Source organism: Pontibacter korlensis (assembly GCF_000973725.1).
Classification (GTDB): domain Bacteria; phylum Bacteroidota; class Bacteroidia; order Cytophagales; family Hymenobacteraceae; genus Pontibacter; species Pontibacter korlensis.
The window spans coordinates 1948585-1967865 of the sequence record NZ_CP009621.1; the positions used below are offsets into that span (position 1 = coordinate 1948585).

Here is a 19281-nt window from a genome sequence, read left to right on the forward strand (position 1 = left end):
CCCCTAATGCAAGGCAAGATTATTATCTTCTCGGCTCCGTCTGGCGCCGGTAAAACCACTATTGTAAAGCACCTGTTAAGCGTAAACCCACAGTTAAGCTTCTCCATTTCGGCCTGTACCCGCGATAAGCGCGGTCGAACCGAAGAAAACGGCAAAGATTACTACTTTATCACCCCCGAAGAGTTCAAAAAGAAGATTGCGAACGACGAGTTTGTGGAGTGGGAAGAAGTATACGAAGGGGCATTCTACGGCACATTGAAATCCGAGATTGAGCGCATTTGGAAAAGCGGCAAGCATGTTATACTCGACGTTGACGTAAAAGGAGGATTAAGTATAAAGCATTTTTACAAAGACAGAGCATTGGCGGTTTTCGTAAAGCCGCCGTCCATAGATGAATTGGCTAAACGCCTAACCGCACGTAATACCGATTCGGCTTCCAGCATTAGCAGCAGGGTATTCAAAGCTAAGTTTGAACTAGGCTTTGAGGACCAGTTCGATAAAGTTATCGTGAATGATGACCTTGACAGAGCCTGCGCCGAAGCCGAGAAACTAGTTAACAACTTCCTGAAAACTGAGTCTGCAATCGTATGAAGGTAGGGCTGTTGTTCGGCTCCTTTAACCCCATCCACGTCGGGCACCTTATACTTGCAAACTTCATGGCTACCAACACCGACCTAGATACGGTTTGGCTGGTGGTGTCTCCGCAGAATCCGTTTAAGCCCAGCAACACGTTGCTGCACGAGTTCGACCGGTTGCACATGGTAAGCCTGGCTATTGCAGATAACCCAAACCTAGGTGTATCGAACATTGAGTTTAGCATGCCTAAGCCAAGTTATACGATAGATACACTCACGTACCTGCAGGAGAAGTATCCGAGTTACGAGTTTGTGCTGATCATGGGGGAGGATAACCTGCCGCTGTTTCCGAAATGGAAGAACTACGAGAGCATACTTGAGTACCACCAGGTATATGTGTACCCGCGCTCCGGCTCTGTTACCACTGAGTTGCCAGACATGCCTAGCGTTACCTTTGTGAAGGCGCCTATTCTCGATATCTCTGCCACTTTTATCCGGCAGTGCATTCGGGATGAGAAAAGTATAAAGTACCTGGTGCCTGATGAGGTAGCGGAGTACATCAAAGTACGGAAGCTGTACCAGTAGCTTCTTGATGTGATTTACGAAGCACGACACATGTAACACGACTGGCTCGATAAGGCCAGTACACGACAATAAGAAAGCCCCCTGAAGATTATCTTCAGGGGGCTTTCTTATTGTCGTGTATCTTGATAGGTGCTATGTGTATCGAACTTAGATTGTCATGATTTCGGCTTCTTTCTTAGCAAGTAGCTCGTCAATCTTAACGATGTAGTTATCTGTCAGCTTTTGCACTCTGCCTTCTGCGTCACGAACAGCATCTTCAGCAGTGCCTTCTTTCTGCAGCTTTTTCAGCGAGTCGTTCACATCTTTACGGATGTTGCGGATGCTGATCTTGCCATTCTCGGTTTCAGCTTTTACCTGCTTCACCAGGTCACGGCGACGCTCCTCAGTCAGGGCTGGGATGTTCAGGCGCACAGCATCAGCTTCTTGTTGCGGGTTCAGGCCCAGGTCGCTATTTTTAATGGCTTTGTTGATCTCGCCAATCATGTTTTTCTCCCAAGGCTTGATAAGCAGGGTGCGTGCATCTGGCGCGGCAATGTTAGCTACCTGAGAGATCGGAGTAGGCGTGCCGTAATAATCTACACGCAGGTGCTCGATCATGGCAGGAGAGGCTTTGCCCGCTCTGATTTTAGATAGCTCGTTACCAGTATGCTGAACAGCCTTTTGCATAGACTCCTCTGCCTCGCTTAGGTAAAACTGAATTTCTTCCGTCATATCGGTTTACTTGTTGAGTTCTGAAATATTTTAGGGCAAAAATAGTAAATTTTATTTTCTGTCAGTTTTAGAGCCTGGCTGAATCTGGTCTACAGTCTCTTTTAGCGTATCGCCAAGGTCCTCCATGCTTACCAGGGTTCCTACTTGCTCCCCTTCTACCAGGCGCTTCAGGTTGCCAGCGGTGTTCATATCAAACACGATGATTGGCAGGCCATTTTCCTTGCAAAGCGTAAAAGCAGTCATGTCCATTACATTCAGGCCTTGCTCAAACACATCCTTAAACGATATGTTAGAGTAGAATACTGCATTAGGGTCTTTCTCCGGGTCAGCAGAGTAGATGCCGTCTACACGCGTCCCTTTCAGTACTACATCAGCCTCAATCTCGATGGCACGCAGCGAAGCGGCAGAATCGGTAGTAAAGTATGGGTTGCCAGTTCCGGCACCGAAGATTACTACACGGCCTTTCTCCAGGTGGCGCACAGCACGGCGGCGGATGTAAGGCTCACATACCTGTTGTATGTTGATTCCTGAAAGTAGGCGCGTGTAAACTCCCAGCTTTTCCAGGGCACTCTGCAATGCCATACTGTTGATTACAGTAGCAAGCATACCCATATAATCGCCTTGCACACGGTCTAAGCCTACTTGCTCAGCCTGCACACCTCTGAAAATATTGCCTCCGCCAATTACCACGGCTACTTCCACTCCAAGGGCGGCAACCTCTTTAATTTCTTGAGCATACTGTAGCAGTCTGTTCGAGTCGATTCCGTACTGCTGCTCGCCCATCAATGCCTCGCCACTTAGCTTCAGCAAAATTCGTTTATACTTCACGGTAAACTATCTGTATAGGTTATGAATTCTTTTTACACAACAAAGCGGCCACCGTGGCAGCCGCTTACACTAACATAATGCTACTGGAAAAGGATCAGCACCTGGTTTTTCTCCACGTTCTGCCTTACCTGTACCTTTACTTCCTTCACTACGCCATCTCCCGGCGATTTTAGGATGTTCTCCATCTTCATGGCTTCCAGAATCATAATCGGATCTCCCTTCTTTACCTCCTGGCCTGGCTGCACCTTAACGTCAAGTATAAGCCCGGGCATTGGTGCCTTAACATCATTTACTTTGTTTGCGTTAGCATTGCTCATGCCCAACTGATCAAGTAGAAGGTCAAAACGATCTTTCACGCTAACCATTTGAGTTGCGCCGTTGATTTTAAACGTAAACGTCTTTTGCTGGTAATCAGCCGAAACTACTTCAGCTGTAAAAGAGCGGGCGCCTTTTATGATGTGAAACGTTTTAGGCCCGATAGGGGAGATGTCCCAGTCGAACGGGGAATTGTTTAGAAGTATAGTATCTTTTTGGATATCAACCTGCCATGTTTTGCCGTTACCGGTTTTTACCTGGAGCATCTTCTTTTCGTGTAGTTTCGACCTTAAAGTTAGTGTTTTCTTAGAGTATTTTAGAACTTCACCTCAAAATTAAAACTTCCTGAGCATGAATCATAAGTTTCTGAGTATAGTTGGTCTGGCTGCTGCCTTTGCGTTTACCAGTGGTTGCAACACCAGCAAAACTGTTTTAGATACAACAGGTGCGAAAGAGCCGCTGCAACAAGCCGCTGCTGATACAGCTGCTCCAGCCAATGCTGCTCCAGTCTGGGCACCGAAGAAGTATGCGTTCAACCCTTCTCGGACCAAGGTGCACGACCTGCTGCATACAACTTTGCGCATCAGGTTTGATTGGGAAAAGCAATATTTGCATGGTGTTGCTGAGCTTACCTTAAAGCCGTACTTCTATCCGCAGAACCAGTTGGTGCTGGACGCCAAAGGAATGGACATCCATAACGTGCACATGATGAAGGGGTACGACGGCACTCCTCTAAAGTATACATACGATGGGCAGAAACTTACAGTAGACTTGGGCAAGACATATACCCGGGAAGAGAAGTACACGCTTGAGATAAACTATACAGCCAAGCCTAACGAACTTGCCACTGGTGGCTCCGATGCCATTACAGAGGATAAGGGGCTGTACTTCATCAACCCGCTGGGGACAGAGCCGAATAAACCAAGGCAGATTTGGACACAGGGTGAGACTGAGGCAAGCTCAGCATGGTTCCCAACTATAGATGCTCCAAATGAGCGCATGACGCAGGATATCTATATTACCGTTGATCCAAAATTCACCACGCTCTCCAACGGTGCATTTGTGTACTCACGACAAAACGCCGACGGCACCAAAACCGACTACTGGAAGCAGGAGCTGCCACACGCCCCATACCTGGCTATGTTGGCTATAGGCGAGTATGCTGTAGTGAAAGATAAGTGGCGAAATATTGAGGTTAATTATTATGTGGAGCCAGAGTATAAGAACACTGCCAAAAAGATCTTTGGCAATACCCCGCAGATGCTAGAGTTCTTCTCGCAGAAGCTTGGCGTAACCTATCCTTGGGCAAAATATTCGCAGGTGGTAGTACGCGACTTTGTGTCGGGAGCAATGGAGAATACTTCTGCCTCAACTTTTATGGAAGACTTGCAGCTGAATGAGCGTGAGTTGCTGGATAAAAGCTGGGACGGGATTATTGCACATGAGCTATTCCACCAGTGGTTTGGGGATTATGTAACCACCGAATCCTGGGCAAACCTGCCACTAAACGAAGCCTTTGCAAACTACTCAGAGTACCTTTGGGCAGAACATAAGTATGGCGCTGATGAGGCCGCTTACCTGCACCTGGATGAGCTGAGTCAGTATTTGGATGAGGCAGAGACAAAACGAGAGCCGCTTATCCGCTTCCACTATAAGGATCGGGAAGATATGTTCGACAGCCACTCCTATGCTAAAGGTGGAAGAGTGCTGCATATGTTGCGCAAGTTGGTAGGAGACGATGCCTGGTGGGCTTCGCTTAATTTATACTTGACGCGCAACAAATTTTCTGATGTAGAGGTGGCTGAGCTGCGGATGGCCTTCGAAGACGTGACAGGGAAAGACCTCATGTGGTTTTTTAACCAATGGTTTATGCAGGCCGGCCACCCGGAGCTGAAAGTAGTCGATAGCTATGAAAATGGTAAACTGCAGCTACATGTTCAGCAAACGCAGGATACAGCATATGCCCCGGTTTACCGTCTTCCGCTAGAGGTTGCAGTATGGGCAGATGGCAAAAAGCAGGTATACCCAATAGTTATAGATGAGGCAGAGCAGGTTTTTACCTTTAATGTAGCATCGCAACCGCAGCTTGTGCTCTTTGATGCAGATCAGCGATTGCTGGCGGTAGTAGAGCATGAAAAAAACGAAGAAGAACTGCTGTTCCAGTTTCGTAATGCTGAGCATTTAGCGCTTAAACTGCAGGCCCTGTCAGAACTGCAGGAGCAAGTAGAGAAGCCAGAGGTCATGGCGATGTATCAGAAGGCATTGCAGGATGATTATTGGGCAGTGCGTAGTGCGGCCATCAATGTATTGAGCCAGCTAAAAGAAGGACAGGCCTCCTCTGTAGAGCCTATCATCAAGAGAATGGCTACACAGGATAAAAAGGGAGCCGTGCGAGCCGATGCTATACTTGCCTTAGCAGGCTGGGGCGGCAGCAAATACCAGTCATTGTTCGATCAAGCCATGAACGATAGTTCGTACCAGGCTTCAGCCGCAGCTGTATTAGCTTATGCTGGCACAGGTGCTCCGGATGCGAAACAGAAGCTTACACAGTTTGAGAAGGAGAGTAACGAGGAGATAGTACTGGCATTGGCTACTATCTACGCGGTGCAAGCAGGTCCTGAAAAGTATGATTGGTTTATGAAAAAGGTTAAATCTGCAAACGGTAGCGAACTTTATTACCTGTTGCAGAGCCTAGGCGCATACTTGGCAAGTAACAGCCAAACCAACACACCAGAGGCAATTGCTATGCTGGCAGATATAGCGCAAAACCATCGTTTGTACTACGTGAGAGCTTCTGCTTATCAGGCTCTTATGGTTATGTCGGAGAGGCCGGAAGTGCAGCAAATACTGCAGCAGATTAGGGAAAAAGAGAAGGATGAGAGGCTGCTGGAGATGTATGGCCGGTAAGGGCTCAGAAAAAAAAGTGATAAAATTTTGCGTGAATATTTGACTTGAAACAAAAAGCGCTTAATTTTGCATCTCCTTAGAACGAAGAACACGGTGCAAGCAGTGAAAGTATAAGGGAAAAGTTCTGCTGATTTGATTAGAATTAGCTTCGGGGAGATTCCAGAGCGGCCAAATGGGACGGACTGTAACTCCGTTGTCTTACGACTTCGCAGGTTCGAATCCTGCTCTCCCCACAGTTTATTGTTAAGTGTTTGAGCTGATTTAAGAGTTTTTCTTTTAAGGTTCAGGCTTTCGATTTTTAAGTATAAAAGCGGGAGTAGCTCAGTTGGTAGAGCGATAGCCTTCCAAGCTATAGGCCGCGAGTTCGACCCTCGTCTCCCGCTCTTTAAGTCAGGAATATATTTGCTACAAGGACTGGAGAAGGAAATTCATGCAGATGAGCTTCCTTTTTAGTGTAAATAGGGTTTAGGTTCCTGGTGGATAAAAGCCGACGTAGCTCAGGGGTAGAGTACTTCCTTGGTAAGGAAGGGGTCGTGGGTTCAATTCCCATCGTTGGCTCACAGTCCGTTACGTGTATATTTAAAAGCGCGACATAAACTTAAACGTTTTAACCTTAATTTAATATCATACAATGGCTAAAGAAACATTTGACCGTTCCAAACCGCACGTAAATATCGGTACTATTGGTCACGTTGACCACGGCAAAACTACTTTGACTGCAGCTATCACTACAGTGTTGGCTAACAAAGGTCTTGCTGCACTGCGTGACTTCTCTTCAATTGATAACGCTCCTGAAGAAAAAGAAAGAGGTATTACTATCAATACTTCTCACGTAGAATATGCTACTGAAAACCGCCACTATGCACACGTTGACTGCCCAGGTCACGCTGACTATGTGAAGAACATGGTTACTGGTGCTGCTCAGATGGACGGTGCAATCCTAGTGGTTGCTGCTACTGACGGTCCAATGCCACAGACTCGTGAGCACATCCTTCTTGCTCGTCAGGTAGGTGTACCTCAGCTTGTAGTGTTCATGAACAAAGTGGACATGGTTGATGACCCAGAGCTTCTTGAGCTTGTTGAGATGGAAATCCGTGAGCTGCTTTCTTTCTACGACTTCGACGGTGATAATATTCCAGTAATCCAAGGTTCTGCTCTTGGTGGTCTGAACGGTGATCCGAAGTGGGTTGCTACTATCGAAGAGTTGATGAACGCTGTTGATACTTGGATTCCACTTCCAGAGCGTCTAGTTGACCTTCCATTCTTGATGCCAGTTGAGGACGTGTTCTCTATCACTGGTCGTGGTACAGTTGCTACTGGCCGTATCGAGCGTGGTGTAATCAACTCTGGTGATCCTGTTGAGATCCTGGGTATGGGTGCTGAGAACCTGAAGTCTACAGTTACTGGTGTGGAAATGTTCCGTAAGATCCTTGACAGAGGTGAAGCTGGTGACAACGTAGGTCTACTTCTTCGTGGTATTGAGAAAACTGATATCCGTCGTGGTATGGTTATCTGTAAGCCAGGTTCAGTTAAGCCTCACACTAAATTCAAAGCAGAGGTTTACGTTCTTTCTAAAGAAGAAGGTGGCCGTCACACTCCATTCTTTAACAAGTACCGTCCACAGTTCTACTTCAGAACCACAGACGTTACTGGTGAGATCATGCTGCCAGAAGGCGTAGAAATGGTTATGCCTGGTGATAACATCACTATCGAGGTGAACCTGATCAACGCTGTAGCGATGGAGAAAGGTCTACGTTTTGCGATCCGTGAGGGTGGTAGAACTGTAGGTGCCGGTCAGGTAACTGAAATTCTTGACTAATAATATGTTTCAAACCCGTTCTTGGAAAGATTTTTTAAGAACGGGTTTGTTTTCATAAAACTTATGGATAAATTTGCACTCCAATTCAAAATTGGCGTGCATTTTTTTACGGGTGTAGCTCAATTGGTAGAGTAGTGGTCTCCAAAACCATTGGCTGGGAGTTCGAGTCTCTCCACCCGTGCAAATTTTTCACTATCTGGAAAGCGAAGCGATGAGCAACATTAGAACTTATATGAACGACACAGTCGAGGAGATGAAGGATAAGGTCTCCTGGCCAACATACTCAGAGTTGCAAAACAATTCTGTGCTGGTGTTGATAGGTTCTTTGATATTTGCTTTAGTGGTAGGTGCTATGGACTTCGGGTTCGACACTGTGCTTACATGGTTTTACAACCAGTTTTAGATTAGAGATACATGGCTGATTTAAAGTGGTATGTAGTTCGCGCTGTTAGTGGACAGGAGAAAAAAGCTAAGGCTTACCTGGAGAATGAGATAATGCGACACGGTCTTGGTGAATATGTTCCGCAGGTGTTAATTCCGGCGGAGAAGGTTTACGAGATGCGTGGAGGTAAAAAAAGAATCAGAGAGCGTAGCTTCTTTCCAGGTTATGTGTTGGTTCATGCAGATCTTTCTCACGGTGAAGCAGAGCACATTATCATCAGTACACCAGGAGTAATTGGATTCCTTGGTTCGGATGAAGGTTCTGCAAGTAAAAAGCCGGTTCCTTTGAGGCAGTCAGAAGTAAACAGAATACTGGGTACTGTAGACGAGGCAGAGGAGCAAGCAGAAGTGTTGGATACTCCATTTGTAGTGGGAGAAATTGTGAAAGTAATGGATGGTCCATTCAGCGGTTTCTCTGGAACAGTGGAGGAAGTATTCGAAGAGCGTAAGAAACTCAATGTAATGGTGAAGATCTTTGGTAGAAACACACCAGTTGAGTTGAACTACATGCAGGTAGAAAAAGAATCGTAGTAAATACATATAATGGCAAAGGAAATAAAAGGTTATCTGAAACTTCAGATAAAGGGAGGTGCCGCGAATCCATCGCCACCGGTTGGACCTGCACTTGGTTCAAAAGGTCTTAACATCATGGAGTTCTGTAAGCAGTTTAATGCTAGAACCCAGGAGAAGGCTGGCCAGGTGTTACCAGTTTTGATTACAATTTACGCAGACAAGTCTTTTGACTTCGTTGTTAAAACTCCACCTGCTCCAGTGTTGCTGATGGATGCGGCTAAAATCAAAGTCGGATCTAAAGAACCAAACCGTAACAAGGTAGGTTCTGTAACATGGGATCAAGTTAGAGAGATAGCCGAGACGAAGATGCCTGATTTGAATGCTTTCAAACTGGAGTCAGCCATGAAAATGGTAGCAGGTACAGCGAGAAGCATGGGTATCACAGTGTCTGGTACTGCTCCGTGGAACGAATAACAAGTTGAAGGAAAATGGCGAAGATTTCGAAAAATAGAAAAGCGGCTTTAGCTAAAGCCGATCTAGCAAAAGAGTATTCTTTAACAGATGCCGCTTCAGTTGTAAAGGACATTACCTTCACAAAGTTTGATGCCTCTGTTGATATTGATGTACGTTTGGGCGTAGATCCACGCAAAGCCGATCAGATGGTGCGTGGTATCGTAACACTGCCTCACGGAACTGGTAAAGAAGTAAAGGTACTTGCTTTGGTTACTCCTGACAAAGAGCAGGAAGCGAAAGATGCTGGTGCTGACTACGTAGGTCTTGACGACTATATCCAGAAAATCGAAAAAGGCTGGACAGATGTGGATGTGATTATCACAATGCCTGCTGTTATGGCGAAAGTAGGTCGTCTGGGTAGGATCCTAGGTCCTCGTAACCTGATGCCAAACCCTAAGTCGGGTACAGTAACTCAGGATGTAGCTAAAGCCGTTAAAGAGGTAAAAGCTGGTAAAATTGACTTCAAAGTTGATAAATTCGGTATCATCCACACAAGTGTTGGTAAAGTTTCCTTCTCTGCAGAGCAGCTTGCTGCTAACGCACACGAGGTAATTCAGACGCTTAACCGTTTGAAGCCTTCCTCAGCTAAAGGTACTTACATCAAGAGCATCACATTGTCTAGCACAATGAGCCCGGCCGTAATCGTTGACAAGAACGCAACTATCTAAGAAAATGACCAGGGAAGAAAAAGAGATAATTGTAAAAGACCTGAGCGAGAAGTTAGCTAATACAAACTACTTCTATATTACTGATGCTTCAACTATGTCTGTAGCTGGCATCAACGCGTTCAGAAGAATGGCATTCGATCGTGGTATCGAATACAAAGTGTACAAAAATACACTTATCAAGAAAGCGCTGGATACTTTAGAAGCTGATACTTCTGCGCTTGAGGATGTTTTAAAGGGCGCTTCCGGTATCCTATTCTCGAAAGAGCTAGGCAATGCACCTGCAAAACTGATTCAAGACTTCAGAAAGAAAGGCAATACGCTCCCTCTGCTTAAAGGTGCTTATATCGACAGTGGTATTTTCATTGGCGAAGAGCAGCTTAAAACTCTTGCAGAGATCAAGTCTAAAGACGAGCTTATTGGCGAAATCATTGGTCTTCTTCAGTCACCTGCTAAGAATGTTGTTTCTGCACTTCAAAGCAGTGGCGGTAAGCTGGCGGGTATCTTGAAAACTTTATCAGAAAAAGAATAATTTAAAAACGTAATCAATAAGTAACTTTTAATTTCTATAAAAATGGCAGATTTGAAAGCATTCGCTGAGCAGTTAGTAAACTTGACTGTTAAAGAAGTTAACGAACTAGCTACTATTCTTAAGGATGAGTATGGCATCGAGCCTGCTGCTGCTGCTCCAGTGATGGTTGCCGGTGGTGGTGCTGCTGAAGGAGGAGCTGCTGCAGAAGAAAAAACTTCTTTTGACGTAATCCTTAAATCAGCTGGTGCTCAGAAACTAGCAGTTGTTAAGCTTGTAAAAGAGCTTACTGGCCTTGGTCTGAAAGAAGCTAAAGAAGTAGTAGATAGCGCTCCTAAAGCTCTGAAAGAAGGTGTTGCTAAGGATGAGGCTGAGTCACTGAAGAAATCTTTGGAAGAAGCTGGTGCTGAAGTGGAGGTTAAATAATCTCACTTTATCAACATACTGAGAACAGGTAGACCTGGCATTTTCGTCAGGTCTTTTCCTGTTTGTATACAGATTCAAGATAATTGGATCTTTTTTTTGCCCACAGCTGTTTTGGACTCTGTGTGCTATTAAATGATTATAAACGTAAAATTCCAAGGCTTTGGCTAAGAATAAAACGACAGAAAGAATCAATTTTGCCTCTATAAAGCCGGTAATTGACTATCCTGACTTCTTAGATGTTCAGGTTAAGTCGTTCCAGGACTTCTTTCAGTTGGAAACCCCAGCTGAGAACAGAGCGCAGGAGGGGTTGTTCAAGGTGTTTGCCGAGAACTTTCCTATTTCAGATTCACGCGAAAACTTCGTACTGGAGTTTATCGATTACCATATAGATCCTCCAAAATACTCTGTTGATGAAAGCATTGACAGGGGCCTTACCTATTCTGTTCCGCTTAAAGCAAAACTTCGCCTTATCTGTAACGATGAGGATAACGAGGATTTTGAAACAATTGAGCAGGAGGTATTCTTAGGCAACATTCCATACATGACCGAAAAAGGCTCCTTTGTGATCAATGGAGCTGAGCGTGTTATTGTATCTCAGTTGCACCGTTCACCAGGAGTGTTCTTTGCGCAAAGCAAGCACACAAACGGAACAAAGCTATATTCTGCCAGAATTATTCCTTTCAAAGGATCTTGGGTTGAGTTTGCTACAGACGTGAACAACGTGATGTATGCCTACATCGACCGTAAGAAAAAATTCCCTGTAACAACACTTCTACGTGCTATTGGTTACGGTACAGATAAAGATATCCTGGACCTGTTCGGCCTTTCTGAGGAAGTACCTGCTGATAGAAACACACTGAAGAACTCAATTGGCCGCAGACTGGCTGCACGTGTTCTAAGAACATGGACTGAGGACTTTGTTGATGAAGATACAGGCGAGGTAGTATCGATCGACCGTAATGAAGTGCTTTTAGAGCGTGACTCTGAAATCACTCCAGAAGATATAGATGTTATTCTAGACTCAGGTGTTCAGTCTATCATCCTACACCGTGAGAATGTTAACATTGCAGATTACGCTATTATCTACAATACGCTTCAGAAAGATAACTCTAACTCAGAGAAAGAAGCGGTAGAGCAAATTTACCGTCAGCTGCGTAACACAGAGGCTCCTGATGAGGAGACAGCTCGTGATATTATTCAGAAGCTGTTCTTCTCTGACAAGCGTTATGACCTGGGTGAAGTAGGCCGCTATAGAATCAATAAGAAACTTGGGCTTGATACGAACTGGGACGCAAAAGTACTTACAAACGAAGACATCGTTCTGATTGTAAAGTATCTGATCGGTTTGATTAACTCTAAAGCTGTGGTGGATGATATTGACCACTTGAGCAACCGCCGTGTAAGAACGGTTGGTGAGCAGCTTTATGCACAGTTTGGAGTTGGTCTTGCCCGTATGGCACGTACCATCAAAGAGCGTATGAACGTGCGCGATAACGAAGATTTTAAGCCAGTTGACCTGATCAACGCGCGTACACTGTCTTCAGTTATCAACTCGTTCTTCGGTACAAACCAGCTTTCACAGTTCATGGACCAAACTAACCCTCTGGCTGAAGTGACCCATAAGCGTCGTGTATCAGCACTGGGACCAGGTGGTCTTTCAAGAGAGCGTGCAGGTTTCGAGGTACGTGACGTTCACTATACGCACTATGGCCGTCTGTGTACTATCGAGACACCAGAAGGTCCAAACATTGGTCTTATTTCTTCTCTGTGTGTACACGCTCGCGTGAACCACATGGGCTTTATCGAGACACCTTACAGAAAGGTAATTGAAGGTCAGGTAGTGGTAGATGGCTCTGTAGAGTATTTGACTGCTGAGGAAGAAGATACCCACCACATCGCACAGGCAAATGCAGTGATTGATGAGGGAGGTAACTTTGTTAATCCAACTGTAAAAGGACGTTTTGAGGGTGACTTCCCGGTTGAAGCACCAACAACATATACTTATATGGACGTTGCTCCGAACCAGATTGTATCGGTTGCGGCTTCATTGATTCCATTCCTGGAGCATGATGACGCTAACCGTGCCCTGATGGGTTCAAACATGCAACGCCAGGCAGTACCGCTTCTGAAGCCAGAAGCTCCAATCGTAGGTACAGGTCTGGAAAGAAGAGCTGCTATCGACTCTAGAGCATTAGTAATTGCGGAGGGTGATGGTGTGATTGACTTTGTTGACGCGAAGAAAATTGTTGTTAAGTACGATCTGTCAGATGAGGCAAAGCTTGTTTCCTTCGATGCAGAGTATGTGACTTACAACATGGTGAAGTACAGAAGAACTAACCAGGATACTTGCATCAACCTGACTCCGATTGTGAAGAAAGGTCAGCGTGTAACTAAAGGGGAGCCACTGTGCGAAGGATATGCTACTAACGATGGCGAACTAGCTATTGGTAGAAACATGCAAGTGGCGTTCATGCCTTGGCAAGGATACAACTTTGAGGATGCGATTGTAATTTCTGAAAAGGTAGTACGTGATGATATATTCACTTCTATTCACATCGAGGAATTTGAACTAGAGGTTCGTGAGACAAAACGTGGTGAGGAAGAACTGACTTCAGAAATTCCGAACGTAAGCGAGGAAGCTGTACGCAACCTGGATGAGAACGGTATCATACGCATCGGAGCTGAAGTACGTGAAGGAGATATCCTGATCGGTAAGATCACACCGAAAGGTGAGACAGATCCAACTCCAGAGGAAAAACTGCTACGTGCCATCTTTGGTGATAAGGCTGGTGATGTGAAGGATGCATCGCTTAAGGCGCCGCCATCACTGAATGGTGTAGTAATTGACACAAAACTATTCTCTCGTCCTAAGAAAGATAAAAACCTTCGTGCAAAATCTAAGAAAGAAGTAGAGGAGCTGAAGGTAAAATATTCTAAGGAGCTAACAGCCATCAAAAATGTGATGGTGGATAAACTGGTAGAATTGCTGGATGGCAAGACTTCACAAGGTATCCGACATAAGTTTGGTGACGAGATATTAACGAAAGGTGTTAAGTTCTCTCGCAAAAACATTGTAGAGGCTCTGTTCCCAGAGAAGAACCCTTACAAAGACGAGAGCAACTATGCGGTGCCAGAGGAGGTGAACATGTTCAAAGACCTGATTCTGGAAAACTGGACAACTGACGAGAAAGCCAACAGCATGCTGGTGGAGCTTGTTAAGAACTATAATAAGCGCCGTAACATCGTTTCCGCGCACTTCAAGCGTGAGAGATTTACACTGGAAGTAGGAGATGAGTTACCAGCAGGTATTGTACAGCTTGCCAAAGTATACATCGCTAAGAAGCGTAAGCTGAAAGTAGGTGACAAGATGGCGGGCCGTCACGGTAACAAGGGTGTGGTAGCGCGTATCGTTCGTGAGGAGGACATGCCGTTCCTAGAAGATGGAACTCCAATGGACATCGTTCTGAACCCACTTGGTGTACCTTCTCGAATGAACATCGGTCAGATCTATGAGACTGTACTAGGATGGGCTGGTCTGAAGTTAGGTAGAAGATATGCAACACCTATTTTCGACGGTGCTACAGAGGAGCAGGTTCAGGCGGAGTTGGCAGAAGCAGGTCTTCCAAGCTTTGGCCGTACTTACCTGTATGATGGTCTTTCAGGAGATCGTTTCGATCAACCAGTAACAGTAGGTGTGATTTACATGCTGAAACTAGGTCACTTGGTTGACGATAAAATGCACGCACGTTCAATTGGTCCATACTCTCTTATCACACAGCAGCCACTTGGTGGTAAAGCCCAGTTCGGTGGTCAGCGTTTCGGTGAGATGGAGGTGTGGGCACTTGAGGCCTTCGGTGCTTCAAACGTGCTGCAAGAGATACTTACAGTAAAATCAGACGACGTGATTGGTCGTGCGAAAGCCTACGAGTCAATCGTGAAAGGCGACGTACTGCCTAAGCCAAATATCCCTGAATCATTCAATGTATTGATTCACGAATTAAGAGGATTGGCACTGGAGATTACGTTGGAATAAGAAGTATAAAGCAAAGCGCCGAGGCAATAGCCGAGGCGCTTTGCATACTTATACTGGTTAAGCTGTAACGCATATTCATTGTATCGACATTATTCTAATAATATGGCATTTGCGAAAAACAAAAAGCTAACTCAGGACTTCTCTAAAGTAACGATCAGCTTGGCTTCGCCGGAGTCAATCCTGGAGCGTTCCAATGGAGAGGTAACTAAGCCTGAGACCATAAACTATAGAACCTATAAGCCTGAGATGGGTGGTCTGTTCTGCGAAAGAATATTCGGACCCGTAAAGGACTGGGAATGCCACTGCGGAAAGTATAAAAGAATCAGATACAAAGGCATCATCTGCGACCGTTGCGGCGTGGAGGTGACGGAGAAGAAAGTGCGCCGCGAGCGTATGGGCCACATTGAATTAGTGGTTCCGGTAGCGCACATCTGGTACTTCAAATCTCTTCCAAATAAAATAGGTTATCTGTTAGGCCTTCCAACAAAGAAGCTTGACCAGATCATCTACTATGAAAGATATGTAGTTATCCAGCCAGGTATCCTTGCAGAGGACGGTGTAAATACACTGGACTTCTTGACAGAGGACGAGTACCTGGATATGGTGGATAAACTGCCTCGCGAGAACCAAATGTTGGATAATAACGATCCAAACAAGTTTATCGCGAAAATGGGTGCTGAAGCCCTGCAAATGCTCTTAGAGCGCATCCAACTGGACGACCTTTCTTATGAGCTGCGTCATGCGGCTGCACACGAGACTTCGCAGCAGCGTAAAGCTGAGGCCTTGAAGCGTCTTCGTGTGGTAGAGGCGTTCCGTGATGCTACTACACGAATAGAGAACAGACCAGAATGGATGATCATCCGCATGGTGCCTGTTATTCCACCAGAGCTTCGTCCACTAGTTCCATTGGATGGTGGCCGTTTCGCTACATCTGACTTGAACGACCTGTATAGACGTGTTATCATCCGAAACAACCGTCTGAAGCGTTTGATAGAGATTAAGGCTCCTGAAGTAATCCTTCGTAACGAGAAGCGAATGCTGCAGGAAGCGGTAGACTCACTGTTTGACAACTCACGTAAAGTAAACGCTGTTCGTGCAGAGGGTAACCGTGCGCTGAAGTCACTTTCTGACATGCTGAAAGGTAAGCAAGGACGTTTCCGTCAGAACTTACTTGGTAAGCGTGTTGACTACTCTGGCCGTTCGGTAATTGTAGTTGGTCCTGAACTGAAGCTGCACGAGTGCGGTCTGCCTAAGAATATGGCAGCTGAGCTTTTCAAGCCGTTCATCATCCGCAAGCTAATTGAAAGAGGAATTGTTAAGACTGTAAAGTCTGCAAAGAAAATAGTAGATCGTAAGGACCCTGTAGTTTGGGATATCTTGGAGAACGTGCTGAAAGGCCATCCAGTACTCCTAAACCGTGCTCCTACACTACACAGATTAGGTATTCAGGCATTCCAGCCTAAGCTGATCGAAGGTAAGGCAATTCAGTTACACCCATTAGTGTGTACTGCGTTCAACGCCGACTTTGACGGTGACCAGATGGCGGTGCACGTTCCACTAGGACCTGCTGCTGTACTGGAGGCATCTATGCTGATGCTTGCTTCGCATAACATCCTGAACCCTGCTAACGGTGCTCCGATTGCAGTACCTTCTCAGGACATGGTACTTGGTTTATACTATGTATCTAAAGGAAAGCGCAGCACAGAAAATGAGAAAATCGACGGAGAAGGTATGAGCTTCTACTCTGCGGAGGAAGTGGTTATTGCCATCAACGAGAAGAGAATCTCTAAACACGCCTATATCAAGGTAAGAGCTAAAGTTAAAAACGAAAATGGTGAACTGGAGACGAAACTGATCGAAACAGTTGCCGGTCGTGTAATCTTTAACCAGTTCGTACCAGAAGAGGTGGGTTATATCGATGAACTGCTGACTAAGAAGAAACTGCAGCAGATCATCTCTAGAGTATTCAAAGAGACGGGTATGGCCCGTACAGCTCAGTTCCTGGATGATATCAAAACACTTGGATTCCAGTCTGCCTATAAAGGCGGTCTTTCTATGGGTCTTGGTGATATCAATATTCCGGCTGAGAAAGAGATACTAGTGGAGCAGGCTAAAAAAGACGTAGATGCTGTATGGCAAAACTACTCTATGGGTCTGATCACTGACAATGAGCGTTACAACCAGGTAATTGATATCTGGACGCGTATCAACAACCAAATTACTGAAACGTTGATGCGCCGTCTTGAAAATGAGAACCAAGGCTTTAACTCCATCTTTATGATGATGCACTCTGGAGCCCGTGGTTCGAGAGAGCAGATCCGTCAGTTGGGTGGTATGAGAGGTCTGATGGCTAAGCCTCAGAAATCATTACAAGGTTCCGTAGGTGAGATTATTGAGAACCCGATCCTATCAAACTTTAAAGAAGGTCTGGATGTAATCGAGTACTTCATCTCTACACACGGTGCACGTAAAGGTCTTGCCGATACGGCTCTTAAAACTGCCGATGCTGGTTACCTAACTCGTCGTCTGGTAGACGTGTCTCAGGACGTGATCGTTAACGAAGAGGACTGCGGTACTCTAAGAGGTCTGGAAGTAAGTGCACTGAAAGACAACGAAGATATTGTAGAGTCTCTATCAGAGCGTATCTTGGGTCGCGTAGCTGTTCATGATGTATACGATCCAGTTACGAATGATCTGATTGTAGAGTCAGGAACAGAAATCACAGAAGAAGTAGCCCGAGCTATCGAGAATACGGCAATAGAGTCTGTAGAAATTCGCTCAGTACTTACTTGTGAGTCTAAGCGTGGTATCTGTGCTAAATGCTACGGCCGTAACCTGGCAACAGGCTTTATGGTGCAGAAAGGTGAGGCTGTAGGTGTAATTGCAGCTCAGTCTATCGGTGAGCCTGGTACACAGCTGACTCTTCGTACATTCCACGTGGGTGGTACAGCATCTAACATTGCGGTAGATGCAACTATCCTGGCGAAGTTCGGAGGTAGAATAGAGTTTGAAGATGTTCGCTCACTGGATACGGTAAACAATGAAGGCGAGCCTGTTAAAGTAGTTATGGGTCGTTCAGGCGAGGTTAAAATCGTTGACCCGAACACAGGTAAGCTTTTGATCAGCAACCACGTTCCTTATGGTTCATTCCTGCATGTAAATGAAGGGCAGATCATTGAGAAAGGAGCACAGCTGTGTAATTGGGATCCGTACAATGCGGTAATCCTTTCTGAGTTCGATGGTGAGATTTCTTACGAGTCGATCATAGAAGGCATCACATACCGTGAGGAGTCAGACGAGCAGACAGGTTACCGTGAGAAAGTGATTATCGATACAAAAGATAAGACACAGAACCCGGCAATCGTGGTTAATCCGAAAAATGGTGAATCTAAAGGTTACAATATACCGGTAGGTGCTCACTTGACAGTAGAGAACGGGGAGAAAATCAAAGCTGGTCAAATCCTGGCGAAAATCCCACGTGCTATCGGTAAAACACGAGACATTACAGGCGGTCTTCCACGAGTTACAGAATTGTTTGAAGCTCGTAATCCATCTAACCCAGCGGTAGTGTCTGAGATCGATGGTGTAGTAACATATGGTAGCGTGAAGCGTGGTAACCGTGAAATCTTCATAGAGTCGAAAGATGGCGTGAAGAAAAAGTACATGGTGCCGCTTTCTAAGCACATCCTGGTACAGGACAATGACTTTATCCGTGCTGGTATGCCGTTATCAGATGGTGCTATCACTCCAACAGATATCTTGAATATCCAAGGTCCGGGTGCAGTACAAGAGTACCTGGTGAACGAAATTCAGGAAGTATATCGTCTGCAGGGTGTGAAGATCAATGACAAACACATTGAGGTTGTAGTACGCCAGATGATGCAGAAGGTAGTAGTGGTAGACCCAGGTGACACAAGCTTCCTGGAGAACCAGACGGTAGACAAAGTATCCTTTATGGAGGAGAACGATCACATCATTGATATGAAAGTGGTTGAGGATGCCGGTGATTCTGCAAACCTGAAGCCAGGTCAAATAGTAACACCACGTCGTCTGCGTGATGAGAACTCAAGCCTGAAGCGTCGTGACTTGAAACTAGTAACGGTGCGTGATGCACAGCCAGCTGTTTCTCGTCCTACACTACAAGGTATCACACAAGCTTCGTTGGGTACTCAAAGCTTTATCTCTGCAGCATCGTTCCAGGAAACAACTAAAGTATTGAGCGAAGCAGCGATCAAGGGTAAGGCGGATGAGTTGCTAGGACTGAAAGAAAACGTAATCGTAGGTCACCTGATACCTGCAGGTACAGGTCTGAGAGAATACCAGAACCTGATAGTGGGAAGCCAGGAAGAGTACGATACGCTAGTTGAGTCAAAGAAATCAACTTCTAAAGCGAAGCAGCAGGAGTTGCAAAATAAATAAGT

At 45.6% G+C, this 19281-nt stretch carries 15 protein-coding genes and 4 tRNA genes; 16 read left to right on the top strand and 3 right to left on the bottom strand.

Annotated features, from left to right (window positions below; translation table 11 throughout):
* Nucleotides 1–6: 6 nt before the first annotated feature.
* Both gmk and nadD read left to right on the top strand, forming a co-directional pair.
* Nucleotides 7–591 carry a guanylate kinase gene (gmk, locus tag PKOR_RS08355; RefSeq protein ID WP_046310153.1) on the top strand — a complete coding sequence of 195 codons (585 nt, stop codon included), beginning with the start codon at nucleotides 7–9 and terminating at the stop codon, nucleotides 589–591.
* Nucleotides 588–1160 carry a nicotinate (nicotinamide) nucleotide adenylyltransferase gene (gene nadD / locus PKOR_RS08360; protein WP_046310154.1) on the top strand — a complete coding sequence of 191 codons (573 nt, stop codon included), beginning with the start codon at nucleotides 588–590 and terminating at the stop codon, nucleotides 1158–1160. The genes gmk and nadD overlap by 4 nt, the downstream gene beginning before the upstream one ends.
* 147 nt (nucleotides 1161–1307) lie before the next feature.
* Here nadD and frr read toward each other — a convergent pair whose 3' ends face one another.
* The 3 genes from frr to PKOR_RS08375 all read right to left on the bottom strand — a co-directional run bounded on the left by frr (nucleotide 1308) and on the right by PKOR_RS08375 (nucleotide 3280).
* Nucleotides 1308–1871 (bottom strand): ribosome recycling factor, encoded by a 564-nt coding sequence (gene frr, locus PKOR_RS08365; RefSeq protein ID WP_046310155.1) that lies wholly within the window; start codon nucleotides 1869–1871, stop codon nucleotides 1308–1310.
* A 51-nt stretch (nucleotides 1872–1922) separates the two neighbouring features.
* The gene (gene pyrH / locus PKOR_RS08370; RefSeq protein ID WP_046310156.1) at nucleotides 1923–2699 is read right to left on the bottom strand and encodes a UMP kinase; all 777 of its coding nucleotides are present in this window, start codon (nucleotides 2697–2699) and stop codon (nucleotides 1923–1925) included.
* A gap of 80 nt (nucleotides 2700–2779) precedes the next feature.
* On the bottom strand, nucleotides 2780–3280 hold the full coding sequence (locus PKOR_RS08375) for an acyl-CoA carboxylase biotin carboxyl carrier protein subunit (protein ID WP_046310157.1): 501 nt from the start codon (nucleotides 3278–3280) through the stop codon (nucleotides 2780–2782).
* Nucleotides 3281–3365: 85 nt separating this feature from the next.
* Between PKOR_RS08375 and PKOR_RS08380 the strand changes: the two genes are divergently transcribed.
* From PKOR_RS08380 to rpoC, 14 genes are all read left to right on the top strand, one after another.
* Nucleotides 3366–5921: a M1 family aminopeptidase gene (locus PKOR_RS08380; protein WP_046310158.1), complete on the top strand. Its 2556-nt coding sequence runs from the start codon at nucleotides 3366–3368 to the stop codon at nucleotides 5919–5921.
* Between the two features lie 150 nt (nucleotides 5922–6071).
* Nucleotides 6072–6154, top strand: a tRNA-Tyr gene (locus PKOR_RS08385).
* Nucleotides 6155–6231: 77 nt separating this feature from the next.
* Nucleotides 6232–6304, top strand: a tRNA-Gly gene (locus PKOR_RS08390).
* A gap of 103 nt (nucleotides 6305–6407) precedes the next feature.
* Nucleotides 6408–6479 (top strand) — tRNA-Thr (locus PKOR_RS08395).
* A 73-nt stretch (nucleotides 6480–6552) separates the two neighbouring features.
* Entirely contained in the window at nucleotides 6553–7740 is a 1188-nt protein-coding gene (gene tuf / locus PKOR_RS08400) for an elongation factor Tu (RefSeq protein ID WP_046310159.1), read from the top strand.
* A gap of 108 nt (nucleotides 7741–7848) precedes the next feature.
* A tRNA-Trp gene (locus tag PKOR_RS08405) sits at nucleotides 7849–7921 on the top strand.
* A gap of 30 nt (nucleotides 7922–7951) precedes the next feature.
* Entirely contained in the window at nucleotides 7952–8143 is a 192-nt protein-coding gene (gene secE, locus PKOR_RS08410) for a preprotein translocase subunit SecE (protein ID WP_046314258.1), read from the top strand.
* An 11-nt stretch (nucleotides 8144–8154) separates the two neighbouring features.
* A complete protein-coding gene (gene nusG / locus PKOR_RS08415) occupies nucleotides 8155–8712 on the top strand; it encodes a transcription termination/antitermination protein NusG (protein ID WP_046310160.1) in 558 nt (185 codons plus the stop codon).
* A gap of 12 nt (nucleotides 8713–8724) precedes the next feature.
* Nucleotides 8725–9168 (top strand): 50S ribosomal protein L11, encoded by a 444-nt coding sequence (rplK, locus tag PKOR_RS08420; RefSeq protein ID WP_046310161.1) that lies wholly within the window; start codon nucleotides 8725–8727, stop codon nucleotides 9166–9168.
* Nucleotides 9169–9182: 14 nt separating this feature from the next.
* Nucleotides 9183–9875, top strand: a complete 693-nt coding sequence (gene rplA / locus PKOR_RS08425) for a 50S ribosomal protein L1 (RefSeq protein WP_046310162.1) — start codon at nucleotides 9183–9185, stop codon at nucleotides 9873–9875.
* Nucleotides 9876–9879: 4 nt separating this feature from the next.
* The gene (rplJ, locus tag PKOR_RS08430) at nucleotides 9880–10404 is read left to right on the top strand and encodes a 50S ribosomal protein L10 (protein WP_046310163.1); all 525 of its coding nucleotides are present in this window, start codon (nucleotides 9880–9882) and stop codon (nucleotides 10402–10404) included.
* Between the two features lie 42 nt (nucleotides 10405–10446).
* Nucleotides 10447–10827 carry a 50S ribosomal protein L7/L12 gene (gene rplL / locus PKOR_RS08435; protein WP_046310164.1) on the top strand — a complete coding sequence of 127 codons (381 nt, stop codon included), beginning with the start codon at nucleotides 10447–10449 and terminating at the stop codon, nucleotides 10825–10827.
* Between the two features lie 160 nt (nucleotides 10828–10987).
* Nucleotides 10988–14860: a DNA-directed RNA polymerase subunit beta gene (gene rpoB / locus PKOR_RS08440; RefSeq protein ID WP_046310165.1), complete on the top strand. Its 3873-nt coding sequence runs from the start codon at nucleotides 10988–10990 to the stop codon at nucleotides 14858–14860.
* A gap of 102 nt (nucleotides 14861–14962) precedes the next feature.
* Nucleotides 14963–19279 (top strand): DNA-directed RNA polymerase subunit beta', encoded by a 4317-nt coding sequence (rpoC, locus tag PKOR_RS08445; protein WP_046310166.1) that lies wholly within the window; start codon nucleotides 14963–14965, stop codon nucleotides 19277–19279.
* Nucleotides 19280–19281 lie beyond the last annotated feature (2 nt).